This window comes from Paraburkholderia sp. BR10954 (assembly GCF_040965775.1).
Classification (GTDB): domain Bacteria; phylum Pseudomonadota; class Gammaproteobacteria; order Burkholderiales; family Burkholderiaceae; genus Paraburkholderia; species Paraburkholderia youngii.
Genome location: NZ_JBFRCK010000074.1, coordinates 1 through 11,191, shown reverse-complemented (window position 1 = coordinate 11,191; position 11,191 = coordinate 1). Strand labels below are relative to the sequence as shown.

Below are 11,191 nucleotides of genomic sequence, written 5' to 3'. Positions count from 1 at the left end.
CAGGACGAAGTCTGTGATCTTTACCGAAGAAGGACTGCGTGAGTCCGAGCGGCTCTTTAAACAGCATTTCGTCATTCCAGAAAGACCGGGAAATTGATTCAACGAACTTCTAACTCACGACACTAGCGTTCGGTGACATGATCGCTCCTCTTACTGCGACCCGTTCAGCGTACCGGAGCGCCGTCTCGCGTGATCTGAACCGCAGTCGCCTCGACGTAGTCGACGCGTACGCTATCGCCCGCTTCGAGCCCGTTGAGCAACCCGTCTGACGACGCCTGCAGCACCACAGTGCGCGTCGGTCCGCGCAACGTTAGCTGACGCTTGCCGCGATCGATCTGCACCACGGTGACCACTGCCTCGACGCGGTGTAGGGCAAGGGAGGCGCCGAGCGATGCGCCGGTGGTGAATCCCTTGTCGATGCGCTCGCGGATGCCGCTTGAGTTGGACTTGTCGGCCCGCAGCAACAGCGCGCGGTTGAACGTGACGGCGACGGTGTCGCCCAGCCGTAGTTTTTGCACATCTCCGATACTCGGGTCGACCACCACGTCGACGGGTTCGCCGTTGTCTTCGAGGAGCGTCATGCTGTTTCGTCCGGGATCTATCGCGAAGACGACCGCGTTCGCATGCGTGACGCTGCTGCCCGAGAAGAGCTTGCTGGGGGCCGCCTGGGTTGTGGCTTCTTCCGCTGTTGCCGCGCGCGGCGGTGCTGCGGCGAATACAAGTCCTGCCGTGACCCCCAGCAGTCCGCATTGCCATCTGTGTTTCATCGTGTAACCCCCGCGCCGTTCAACTCAAATGCGATTGTTCACGCCGCCACGTTCGAAGAACGTGGACGGCGCAATACGTCTGTTCACACCAGCGAGCAACTGCGGCGCGTATGCAAGTTCGGCCGACCTCGCGCGGACGCGAGGATGAACGCACGCGAGCGACACGACGACGAAGGACCCTGGCAGTGCGAGAAATCCTATTAGCAAGATCCGTTTAAGCATGCTGAGCCCCGTCTGCGCTTCACGCACGGTTTCATCCTAGGGCCTCGCGCGCCAGTGCGGTTGATACATGTCAATGGCGATACGGATCTGATGCGAAGGCATGCTGTGCGGCACCAGGCGGCAAGGTGCACACCTGACGCCAATCCGAATGCCGTTCGACAATTGACGCACGCATTGCGCTGTATCGCGGAGTTCGAGACTGAGCGCGCGAATCACGTCCAGCAACCGGTTCTGTGGGGCCGTGACGTGAACCGTTCGCAGTTCGGCCTGCTTTTGTGTCATGAGCGTCTCCTGATGCTAGCGTCGTGCGTGCCTTTCACGCGCGAGCCGCAACGCCCAGATCAGCGCAAGCATCAACGTGTCGGTGCGGTCCACAGCAACGACGGTATTGGCGAACATGACGTACCTCACGCAAGCTGTGCGGATTCGGTTCGACATCAGCACCGGCACAGTTATCGATTGCAGCAGCGCGCGCGTAACGCCGCCGCACACTGCTTCGTGCCAGCGCGCGTGACCGTATACGGCCATCAGGATCAGGTCGCAGCCCTGAGCCTGCGCGGCCCGACAGCAACTTGCGTCCCACGCGCTCTCCGGTGGCGCCCTCGAGTTCGAGCACGTCGATGACCGCGTCGTGACGGGCGAGCGTATGTGCTATGTCCGTGCCCGGGATGCGCGCGCCACGCGGCGCGTCCGCCGGTCCGTGCGCCGTCACGAGGATGTCCTGTCGCGCGGGGGAAACGGCAGGGCGTCGTGAATGGCGGGGGTCGCCCTGCTATCATCATCAGCTGTTCGCCCACGTGATCGTGGATGTATGTTTCGGGGGCGGTCGGGTTCGACTGGGCGGCGATGATATGGTCAGCTAGACGCGCGTACCGCACGATGCTACACATGTCGCTCGCGTCGCCGCATCGGAATTGACCGGCGACATCTGCGTGTCGCCACGCGGCGTCGAATAGATCACGCAAAGCCGCTCGCTGCTGATCGCCCTGCCGCATCACTTCTGCTTGCATGCCGGCCGCGCCCGGTATCGCGGAGATTATGTGAGTATCTGGGATCGGCGTGATGTTCCGGCCCCACCAGCTGCGCATCAAACTGCCGGGCGACGAGCAACGCGATCTCGAGGTGCTGCCGCGCGGCCTGACTATCGTCCAGATGGACCAGCAAGTTGTGGTAGTTCATCGCATAGCAGGAGCGTCACTATCGGGCAGATCAGCGGCGCGCTGTCCACTCATTGCCGTCCTTGGCGTAACGCCGCTTGACAGCCGCCCATGCCACGCGATGCGCGCTTTTGTCGTGATGCGTATCGGCTGCATATTGCTCGTATGCAGCGTTAAATGCAGCCCAATAGATCTCCTGCGCGTGCTGCGGCAGTTGATCCTAAACCGAGTCGAGTAGATCGGCATTGCTGAAATAGGGCACTTCGTTCTCTGCTCGAAGAGTCGGCGTATGCGTCGCGTGCAGGGCGGTAGCTTCGGACTGGGTCAACATGAATGCCTCCCGTGGTCGCAATCGCGAGAGCGCCACCGGGCCGCCGGCATCCGGCAGTGGCGGACAAACTGGGATCATGGCCAGTTGCAGATGACCGCTGGGATGAAAAAAACTTGACGCTCGAATAAAAGGATGAGCACCTGCGAGGGGCAGGTGTTGACGTGTGTTAATGATGGAGCATCGGGGCGTCCGACCAAGGTGTGAGGTCTGTTGAAACGACGTCGATTGTGGTTTTACGCCACCGGCTTCGAGTCCCCTTCCCGCCGGATTTCATTCAGATCGGGGTTGGCCCTGATTTCTTCCGCATCTTGTGGAACCTGCCGTATTCGCTACGTCCATTCGTCGTAGCTGCCGACATGGTCGTTATCGCTGAGATACGGCGTTTCCGCAATTACGAACCACTTTCCCATGTAGCGTTGCAGATCGATCGGCGGACCCGCGACACAGGCGCCCGGCAGCCGCAAGAAGGGCCTGGCCCGCGCGCTTCGGTACTACATGCTGGCCACCTACTCGCTGGCGGACATCAGCTCGGTCGAGGGCTACGAAGGGTTGAAGAACTACGTGGGTGCCTTGCTCGTAAGCGACCAACTCGCAGACTCGTTCAATACGAAGTGCACACATCGTTGTATGCAGTGCTTCTAGCAATAGTACTGATAAACCAGTTTTAAAAACTATTTGTAGTTGAAGTTTCAGCTAAAACCACTACGCAATGTGAGGGGTCGTTGCTCCTTCCGTCCGCAAGGGTTGCCCTCTCTGGCTTAGCGACGTCTGAAGCCATCGCTTCGTTCGCCCCTAGGGACAAACGCCTAATTGACAGTCTAAATCGCACATCCTAATCTGCGTACAACGATGCACACATAGAAGTGCGCAGAAATGTGTGGCGGTCGGGCTCGCTTCAACGATTCACCGATGATCTCGGGAGGTAACTATGGTTCTGCTTGCTCGCTTCACTCGGCACGCCCTGACGTGCCTGGCTGTAACCGGTCTTCTCGCTGCCGGCATCCCGGCTCACGCGGATGACGCCAGCACCTGGCAAAGTGTCAGGAAAGCTGGTGTTCTCCGTTGCGGCGCGGCCATCGCGCCTCCCTATGTGATGCGTGACCCGAAGACGGGCGAATACAGTGGATTCTTTTCGGACCTTTGTCGCAGCTTTGGGCGCGACGTCCTCAAAGTAAAGGTCGAGTTCGTCGATACCACTTGGGACAACATCGTCGCCGGCTTGCAGTCCGACAAGTGGGACCTCTCAATGGCGTTGAATGACACGCCGGAACGCCAAAAAGCCATTTCCTTCTCCGCCCCTGCGACGGACTACAACGTCTCCTTTGCCTACAACAAAAACAATCCAAAAATCCCGAAGGGCGCTCAAACCATCGCCGATATCGACAAGCCGGACGTGACCGTCGCGGTCATGTCAGGATCTGCGCAGGACAAGGCGATTTCAGCTGCGCTCAAGCAAGCACGCATCATGCGCTTGCCGGGTAACGACGAGACCCGCCTCGCGCTCATGTCGAAGCGCGCGGATCTTCTCGCTGACGCAAACATCACCAACATACTTCTGACGGAAGCGCATCCCGACTGGGCGGCAGTCATTCGTCCGCAGCCGCCGCTGGCGCAACAGGAAGTCGCCTTCGGCGTCAAGAAGGAAACGCCGGCCGCTGACATTGCCGTACTCAACAAATACGTGCAGGAACAGGTCAAGTCCGGCGCCGTCGACCGCCTCATCAAGGTGTCGGTTCACGCAATGCTGGTCGCAAACAAGTAAGGCAGGCGGCGCGCACCGCGCATGAAATGCACAGCGCTAGGTACGTTTGCAGAATCACGCGTCGATTCGACTCCGACAGGTTTGAAGACGTAACGCAGCACGCAAACTGTGCATGGATCGAACAAGATGACAAGATCGTTATCCGCCAGTAACCAAGCAGTACTGACGTAGCAAGCGGCTGGCACGGTCGCCAGCCGCTATTCACTCGAGTCACACACCACGCGCCCGCGGGCGCGTTAGCTGGAGAGATTCCATGCTTTCTTCGCACCCGCTAATGAGTCGACCCGATATTCCGTCGGGCGCGTTCGAATCAGCCAACCAAACCACCTTCGGCGATTTCGTGCAGTTTCGAGGCGTCTACAAATCCTACGGTCCGAACCTCGTCGTCATGGACCACATGAACCTGGACATGCGCGCCGACGACAGGCTGGTCATCATCGGACCGAGCCGAAGTGGTAAGAGCTCGCTGCTGCGCGTAATGATGGGCCTCGAAGGCGTCCAGAGCGGCCAGATTGGTTTCCAGGGCAAGCCCTACATCTATGGAGCCGACTCGGGCAAGTCGAAGCGCATCGATACGAAGCTGCAGAAGCAGGTTGGCATGGTGTTCCAGGCTCTCGGCGGCGCCAAGAATCACCTGGTGGTGATGCCTGACGCTGACCTCGATCAGGCCGTCGATGCACTCATCGGTGCAGCCTATGGCTCGGCGGGCGACCGCTGCATGGCTATCTCGGTGGCGGTCGCCGTTGGCAACACCGGTGACCAGCTTATCGAGAAGCTGATTCCCCGCGTGAATTCGCTGGTCATCAAGAACGGTGAGAATCTCGATGCGGAAATGGGTCCTCTCGTGACGGCTGAGCATAAGGCGAAAGTCTCGGGTTACATCGAGTCGGGCGAAGCAGAAGGGGCAAAGCTCATCGTGGACGGGCGTGCTCACCCTGTCGCAGCGCAAGGCGGGTTCTTCATCGGTGGCACCCTGTTCGACGATGTGCGTACCGACATGAAAATCTACAAGGAAGAAATTTTCGGGCCGGTCCTTGCCGTCATCCGCGTTCCGGATTTCGCCAGTGCGGTCAAGCTGATCAACGCGCACGAATTCGGCAACGGCGTGTCGTTGTACACGTCGGATGGACGCGCTTGCCGCGCTTCGACGCTTCCATGTGGATGTACTCTGCAATCGGCGTGGAGCCGACGAAAGAGATTGCCGCCACGTCCGGATGCTCGATCAGCGCATCGACCGCAACCTTGTCGCCGTTCACGACATTGAACACTCCGTCGGGCAGACCTGCTTCCTTGAGCAACTCGGCAAGGCGTAGGGAAGCCGAAGGGTCGCGCTCCGAAGGCTTCAGAATGAACGTGTTGCCGCAAGCGAGCGCCACGGGGAACATTCACATCGGGACCATGACCGGAAAGTTGAACGGCGTGATGCCTGCCACGACGCCCAACGGCTGGCGGTGTCGCCCGGGCCTTCACGCGTCAGATCCAGGTGGGGATGGTCGGTGTCAACGTGCCGATCCCGGTGCCGATGGCATGGCACTCGTTCGGCGGCTGGAAGAAGTCGCTTTTCGGCGACCACCATGCGTACGGTGAAGAAGGCATCCGCTTTTATACCCGGTACAAGAGCGTGATGCAGCGCTGGCCCGCCAGCATCAGCAAGGGCGCTGAATTCACGATGCCGGTCGCAAAGTAATTCGCGTGCAGATTAGGAGCGATTTGATTCTTCAGGGATGAACTCACTGTGGGTAAGCGAGAAGCGTGAGTGATTTGGGCCGGCTCCGTACCGAAGGCGCCGGCTTTTTTTTTGCCTCCAGATTGCAAATCCCCAGTCCGGAACACACCGACGACTCGTACGAACTTCGACGACAGGACGGCTGCTTACGAACGCGCCACCGAGGATGCGCTGGCCTGGAGGAGCGGCCCAAATCGCAATTATTTGGGTGATCGTTCTCATGTGGGATGGGTGATTTTTACTACTGATCCACGATTTTGTTAAGAGGCCGAAGCCGATCCTTGGAGAACAGCAGATCCGTGCCAAAAACAGAGTAGGGCAATCGCTAAGTTGACACTTCAAGGTGGCCTTCTTGCACTGCATACAAGCCTAAACACAATAAAACATACCGTGCGGTGTATTGAAAGAGATGTGCATTCAAAGTTGACCGCTAGGACTCGAATCATGGCGCGTGAAATGATGGCAACGCGCTCTATCGTGCGATGAACATCTTCGAGAGCGGCAAGTTCGTTCAGAAAATCAAATACGGCTGCGAATTGCAGGCCGCGCCGGTCGGTAAAGCCCGTGCGCCGTTAGGCGAATTGACGGACGAAGAGAAGAAGGCAATTCGGGCCGCGATGGAGCCCATCCTGAACGCTGTTACTTTGAAAAGGCCATTGACTGGAACGGCGAGCCCGAGACGATTACCGCGGATAAGAGCGGCGCGAATCTGGCCGCGCTTGAAGGCATCAACGCAGACCGGGAAACACCGATCAGGATCCGGCAGAACAAATACCTGAACAACATTGTCGAGCAGGACCATCGAGCGATCAAACGTATAATCAAACCGATGATGGGCTTCAAGGATTTTCGGTGTGCGCGCATCATTCTCTCTGGTATTGAGGTGATGCATATGATTCGCAAGGGGCAGATGAAAGTCGACGATGACCGAACGGTAGCAGCACAATTCTACTTGCTGGTGACATAAGCAATCCTACGCATATGCGAGCATGCTCTGCCTGTCATCCTTATCGCGACAGAACCGTTAAAAACCTTAGAACCTTGGCGATATTAGAAACTCGTTTGGATATCGAAAAAACAATTTATATCCATTCAATTCGCGATTGGTGGTATGTTGGTAACAAATTTCGTGCGGCCCGTAGTGTTTGATTTTTGGCTGTGCGCGCACAAGGTCTTTCTTGATCGGTAGTTTGGCTGGGGTGAGGCGGCAGGGACGCATCTGCGGGCGGCAATCGTGATCTGAAGCGGCGCGCTCAGCTTGTTCTCGCAGATGGCGTGGACTTGACGTGCATGCGAACGCTTGCCTCTCTGGCGGGTATGGGGGAAATCGCGACATCAGCAAAGGGGTCTATGTTCGTGAAGATGCGCCCATGAATTGCCTGTTCCTTCATTGTCCGGTTGAACCGCTCGGCGACGCCGTTGGTCTGCGGCTCGGCGACGAAGGCGTAGCTCGGCGCGACGCCCCAGAACCGGATCTGGTCGCGGAAGTCGTCCGAGGTGTATTGCGAACCGTGATCCATGCGCAGCGACAACCCGCGGCCCGAATCGGCGACTACCGAGCCAAACTCGGCCAGCAGCCCCTGGGAGATCGGATCGAGGGCAGCGAAGCGGTCGCCGATTTTCGCCGCATGGATGCCGGTGCACATGCCATCGCAGTGATCAACAGCCGAGAAGATCCACACCATGCCGTCCTCCACGGTCGCAATGCGCACGCCATCGGTGCCCCCACATCTCGTTCGGGCGATCAGTCGTGATCCGGCCGTCGTGAAGGTTGGGTTCGCCTTTTGGCCGCCGGTGCGGCGAGAGCAGGCTGTGCTCGTGCATCAGCCGCAGCACGCGGGTCCGGGAAACTCGGATGTCGTGCAGGATGCGCAGCCGTGCCCAGACCTTGCGGTGGCCCTCTCCGTTGAACGGCGAGGCTGCCAGGTCGGTGCGTATGGCCTTCAGCAGGTCGGCATCGGGCATCTTCGGCTTCGGTCCACGCCTGCGCGCAACCATCGGCGTCACATTGGTGCTCTCTCTGGCACGATCGGCATGGATCGTCGAACGCGGGAATTCGAGCACCTGGCAAACCCGTTGCAATCCAAACGGCTTGCCTGCACTGACGGAGATCTCGCGGCTCATGTCGACGATCTCCGACCGGTCAAAGGGCGACGGGCCTGCAGCTCCCGGTCCCTGCGCAGGATCTCGTTTTCCATAGACAGCTCGCCCACGCGTCGCACGGCGTCATTGAGCCGCGCTTGCAGCGGATCGCTGCTCCGTGCCTTCAGGCCTGCCTCCATGCCGGCCAGTGCCAGCTCACGCCATTGCTCGAGTTCGGCGATCGTCACACCGACTTCACGGGATACGGCGTCAACGGGTTCGCCACGTAGCAACCGAACGACGACGCTACGTTTGCGGCCGGTGGACCAGCGCTTGATTTCGGCGGCGCCAGAGGCGCTTCCAGTCGCGCTACGCGCTCCTTCCAGCGCCTCTGGCGCAACCGCTTTCGTATCAGCTGTCTTCAACATCAACCACTCCAGTTTGGATCACAGTTTTACCCCAAATCTGTGTCCAAAAAAACCGGAGCCGCCGCAGTCACAACAAGTCGCATTTACGCGGCTTGATCAGCGTAGCCTTAACCGAAACCAAGAGAGGAATCTTCCGTGGCATCAAAAAAGATATTAATGCTGCTCATAGCTGCTTGGCTGGACGTTTATAACGGCCCCGTCAGCGCGCAGGCGCTTAACACCCAGTTCTTGGGTTGGATCGGCAAAAGCCAGCACGGCTACTCCTTGGACGGATCGGACTGGCACTATTGTTTCGGTGGCTCTGGAGGAAGCTGTGGAACCGTGGCGTTAACGACAGGCCATTCGTCATGCCACACCACCAGCTTTAACATCGGTGCGCAGTGGGGAATGCCGATAAAAATCGGCGAAATGGCGATCGATGTCGGGATCAATAAGTCATGGACTGCATGCAATATTCGTAGCGAAACGGTCACTTGTGGCCCTAACCCGGGCTGGAAGGGCCGCGCAGTCATCAACTTCAGCGAACGATGGGGGAAAGTCCACGTGATCGGAGCGGACAACTACCTCACCTTGCAGTCAAGCTGCCCAGCGGGATGGCGTTCCGATTGGATGGGGGGGGAGAGTTGGCGTTGCACATACGTCGGTGGCGCATATGATCGTGAAGGATATTTGCCAGAGTGGCGTGGCAGTAGCTGCAACTATCAGCGCATTTAGTTACTCAGATCGCGATTCGCCTCGTTCATTGGCTTGAGACAGCGGAGTGTCTTTGGTATCGCCACGATACCGCCAAGAGCGAGGCGTGCACTGTGTCAGACGGCTGACGTTCCTTATCTACAAAGAAAGCTTATGTCCTTCAATATAAATTTATCTTCACGGCGTCGAGTCCATCTAGCCATCGTTGGATGCTTGCTGATAGTGGTGGCAGGGTACCTCTTATTTCTCGCCGCGCCCACGGTAAGTTCGGAGCAAGCGAAGCGCGCATACAAGCCCACAGACTTGAGGTCTTACGAAGCCACCGGGACAAGCAGCAAAGAGGGAATTGCGTGGGCCGATGGCATTAATGCCGGCGGGAGTTTGGCCACCGATGACAAGCCCTCCGGAGCGGCATCCAATGATACACCTGTACAAATTGACGCGAGCCTTCGTGCGATCTTTCAGAAGATCGTGAATCGCGGCAACATGTCTCAGAATGAGCTGGATGAGTTTCGGGCTCGGCTGCAGATTGCTTTGGAAAATGCCCCCGAGGTCGCAAAGCTCGTGACTCAGTTCTATCACGACATGCCTGCCGAACAGGGCATGGAGCGAGACATTCTTCGATCCATCCTAGTTGATTCTGCAATTGGCAGAGACATAGTCTTGCAAGAAGCAAATGCCATTTGGGAGGGCAGAAACGAATCCAAATATGCCGAGATGTATGAGACTTACTTCAACATGCCAAGTCAAACGCCTCAAGAGGTCTTCAGTAAGGCGCTGAGCGATTTGAGGAGCGATGCCACGACCGATGAGAGGACCGCTGTCGCGCGACTGAATCTCATCGGCACTCTTGAGGAATCAGGCATTCCCGATGCCGCGAACTTAAGAAGTGAGGCCGTGCAGACATTGCACCAGATAGCGGACGGCCACGATAGTGAGTTGATACGTGCACTCGCTGTACAAAAACTCTTTCGGCTGAATTCCCCGGGGGAAGCTGCGAATATCGCTATCGGCCAGTTTTCCAAAGGTGCCTATCCGGACTTGGTTCGTGAAACGCTGAATTCCATCAGCAGCGGTGATGTCGAGCTTACGCCGAACTTGCGGACAGCTTTGACCATGGCTGTTAAACGTCCGTAGACGGCGTCTGTCAAACGAAGAAAAGTTGGTACGAAATTGCACAAATGTTGAGACTTCCCCGGTTCGACGACCGACTCCGACGAAGTGAGCCTTGCGTGGCGCCGGTTTCCCGTCGGCGCGAGTCAAGCAAGTTGTCGCCTCGGTCATGCGGCCAATGGCTCTATATCAGTCGAGTGCGTATGTGTTTTAACGATGCAGTCGCGCTCGGGATTCAGTGTTACTGCGCCGACAGGCGTCCAGTTCCGGGTGGCGCCGGACCAGCGCCGCGGATTTCGTTCGCGGGCCTGTAGATACGGCTTTGTCAAGTTAACGAACGTAGACTGTACGCGTACCGGTAGTTATCCTTATTAAATAGCCTTACCGATTGAGGCAGTTCCAGTCCAACCGTACCATGTGGCGAAGCGTTCCTGGAGTGCGACACGGTGACTTGCCGCTTTCATTCGATGTCAGGGTAAAGCAAATTGCTGCCGGATCGGGCCGAACCGTGAGAGAAACGCCTGAGTGCGACGCGCATCGCGAAAGCCGAGCATCTGGCGTTCGCGTCTGCGGGTCGGCTGGTGGCTATTCTCGGCGCGGTTATTCACACGCGCAACCGCCTTGACGAAAACGCGCTTCACGTGAGCGAGCTCTGGAATCTCGGACTTCGCTGCCGGATAGCTGCGTAGCTGGTCAGTGACGATCCTGCGCGGCACCGGGTTTGATCGCAGGGCTCCGGTGCAAATAGGTAGCGGTGGTCGAAATAATCTTTATAGATTTGGATACCTTATCGATTGAACAGGACGGCGTTCCAAACCGCGGGCGCGGTGGTATCGCTGAGCCTGAGCGCGCAGAGGTCGAACTGCGCCTTGCGAATGCGATGCATCAACTCGATGCCTGAAATCGTGAT

10 protein-coding genes and 6 pseudogenes are annotated in these 11,191 nt (G+C 58.0%); 7 read left to right on the top strand and 9 right to left on the bottom strand.

Going from position 1 to position 11,191, the window contains the following annotated elements:
• Positions 1-97: DUF6429 family protein (locus tag AB4Y34_RS39120; RefSeq protein ID WP_368719058.1), on the top strand; the 97-nt coding region annotated here is incomplete at its 5' end.
• 67 nt (positions 98-164) lie between these two features.
• Here AB4Y34_RS39120 and AB4Y34_RS39115 read toward each other — a convergent pair.
• The 4 genes and pseudogenes from AB4Y34_RS39115 to AB4Y34_RS39100 form a co-directional block, all read right to left on the bottom strand.
• Positions 165-767, bottom strand: a complete 603-nt coding sequence (locus AB4Y34_RS39115; RefSeq protein WP_176370200.1) for a hypothetical protein — start codon at positions 765-767, stop codon at positions 165-167.
• 1,179 nt (positions 768-1,946) lie between these two features.
• Positions 1,947-2,168 (bottom strand): hypothetical protein, encoded by a 222-nt coding sequence (locus tag AB4Y34_RS39110; RefSeq protein ID WP_368719056.1) that lies wholly within the window; start codon positions 2,166-2,168, stop codon positions 1,947-1,949.
• Positions 2,169-2,198: 30 nt separating this feature from the next.
• Positions 2,199-2,360: a ChaB family protein gene (locus AB4Y34_RS39105; protein ID WP_368719057.1), complete on the bottom strand. Its 162-nt coding sequence runs from the start codon at positions 2,358-2,360 to the stop codon at positions 2,199-2,201.
• Positions 2,361-2,809: 449 nt separating this feature from the next.
• Positions 2,810-2,926, bottom strand: a pseudogene (locus AB4Y34_RS39100) (lipocalin family protein); the annotation flags it as partial.
• Positions 2,927-3,405: 479 nt separating this feature from the next.
• On the opposite strand from AB4Y34_RS39100, the gene AB4Y34_RS39095 reads away from it, so the two are divergent.
• Positions 3,406-4,239 carry a transporter substrate-binding domain-containing protein gene (locus AB4Y34_RS39095; protein WP_368719055.1) on the top strand — a complete coding sequence of 278 codons (834 nt, stop codon included), beginning with the start codon at positions 3,406-3,408 and terminating at the stop codon, positions 4,237-4,239.
• Positions 4,240-4,492: 253 nt separating this feature from the next.
• Positions 4,493-5,368 (top strand): annotated as a pseudogene (locus AB4Y34_RS39090) (aldehyde dehydrogenase family protein); the annotation flags it as partial.
• On the opposite strand, the pseudogene AB4Y34_RS39085 reads toward AB4Y34_RS39090, so the two are convergent.
• Positions 5,367-5,690, bottom strand: a pseudogene (locus AB4Y34_RS39085) (aldehyde dehydrogenase family protein); the annotation flags it as partial. The pseudogenes AB4Y34_RS39090 and AB4Y34_RS39085 overlap by 2 nt on opposite strands.
• On the opposite strand from AB4Y34_RS39085, the pseudogene AB4Y34_RS39080 reads away from it, so the two are divergent.
• Positions 5,687-5,926: pseudogene (locus tag AB4Y34_RS39080) on the top strand (aldehyde dehydrogenase family protein); the annotation flags it as partial. The pseudogenes AB4Y34_RS39085 and AB4Y34_RS39080 overlap by 4 nt on opposite strands.
• A gap of 679 nt (positions 5,927-6,605) precedes the next feature.
• A pseudogene (locus AB4Y34_RS39075) lies at positions 6,606-6,932 on the top strand (DDE-type integrase/transposase/recombinase); the annotation flags it as partial.
• 286 nt (positions 6,933-7,218) lie between these two features.
• Here AB4Y34_RS39075 and AB4Y34_RS39070 read toward each other — a convergent pair.
• The 3 genes from AB4Y34_RS39070 to AB4Y34_RS39060 are packed head-to-tail and all read right to left on the bottom strand — an operon-like array spanning position 7,219 to position 8,475.
• The gene (locus tag AB4Y34_RS39070) at positions 7,219-7,650 is read right to left on the bottom strand and encodes a DDE-type integrase/transposase/recombinase (RefSeq protein ID WP_176370090.1); all 432 of its coding nucleotides are present in this window, start codon (positions 7,648-7,650) and stop codon (positions 7,219-7,221) included.
• The gene (locus AB4Y34_RS39065) at positions 7,625-8,089 is read right to left on the bottom strand and encodes an IS3 family transposase (protein WP_176370089.1); all 465 of its coding nucleotides are present in this window, start codon (positions 8,087-8,089) and stop codon (positions 7,625-7,627) included. The genes AB4Y34_RS39070 and AB4Y34_RS39065 overlap by 26 nt, the downstream gene beginning before the upstream one ends.
• The gene (locus AB4Y34_RS39060) at positions 8,086-8,475 is read right to left on the bottom strand and encodes a transposase (RefSeq protein WP_176370088.1); all 390 of its coding nucleotides are present in this window, start codon (positions 8,473-8,475) and stop codon (positions 8,086-8,088) included. Before AB4Y34_RS39060 ends, AB4Y34_RS39065 begins: the two co-directional genes overlap by 4 nt.
• A 135-nt stretch (positions 8,476-8,610) precedes the next feature.
• Here AB4Y34_RS39060 and AB4Y34_RS39055 point away from each other — a divergent pair, with 135 nt between their 5' ends.
• Both AB4Y34_RS39055 and AB4Y34_RS39050 read left to right on the top strand, forming a co-directional pair.
• The gene (locus tag AB4Y34_RS39055; protein ID WP_368719054.1) at positions 8,611-9,189 is read left to right on the top strand and encodes a hypothetical protein; all 579 of its coding nucleotides are present in this window, start codon (positions 8,611-8,613) and stop codon (positions 9,187-9,189) included.
• A gap of 192 nt (positions 9,190-9,381) precedes the next feature.
• Positions 9,382-10,305 carry a hypothetical protein gene (locus AB4Y34_RS39050; RefSeq protein ID WP_368719053.1) on the top strand — a complete coding sequence of 308 codons (924 nt, stop codon included), beginning with the start codon at positions 9,382-9,384 and terminating at the stop codon, positions 10,303-10,305.
• A gap of 347 nt (positions 10,306-10,652) precedes the next feature.
• On the opposite strand, the pseudogene AB4Y34_RS39045 reads toward AB4Y34_RS39050, so the two are convergent.
• Positions 10,653-11,012, bottom strand: a pseudogene (locus AB4Y34_RS39045) (DDE-type integrase/transposase/recombinase); the annotation flags it as partial.
• Positions 11,013-11,191: the final 179 nt, after the last annotated feature.

Excerpts from the sequence above, each read along its gene's own strand:
- AB4Y34_RS39115 (WP_176370200.1), bottom strand. The coding sequence starts at position 767 with ATGAAACACAGATGGCAATGCGGACTGCTGGGGGTCACGGCAGGACTT.
- AB4Y34_RS39110 (WP_368719056.1), bottom strand. The coding sequence starts at position 2,168 with ATGAACTACCACAACTTGCTGGTCCATCTGGACGATAGTCAGGCCGCG.
- AB4Y34_RS39095 (WP_368719055.1), top strand. The coding sequence starts at position 3,406 with ATGGTTCTGCTTGCTCGCTTCACTCGGCACGCCCTGACGTGCCTGGCT.
- AB4Y34_RS39070 (WP_176370090.1), bottom strand. The coding sequence starts at position 7,650 with ATGGTGTGGATCTTCTCGGCTGTTGATCACTGCGATGGCATGTGCACC.
- AB4Y34_RS39065 (WP_176370089.1), bottom strand. The coding sequence starts at position 8,089 with ATGAGCCGCGAGATCTCCGTCAGTGCAGGCAAGCCGTTTGGATTGCAA.
- AB4Y34_RS39060 (WP_176370088.1), bottom strand. The coding sequence starts at position 8,475 with ATGTTGAAGACAGCTGATACGAAAGCGGTTGCGCCAGAGGCGCTGGAA.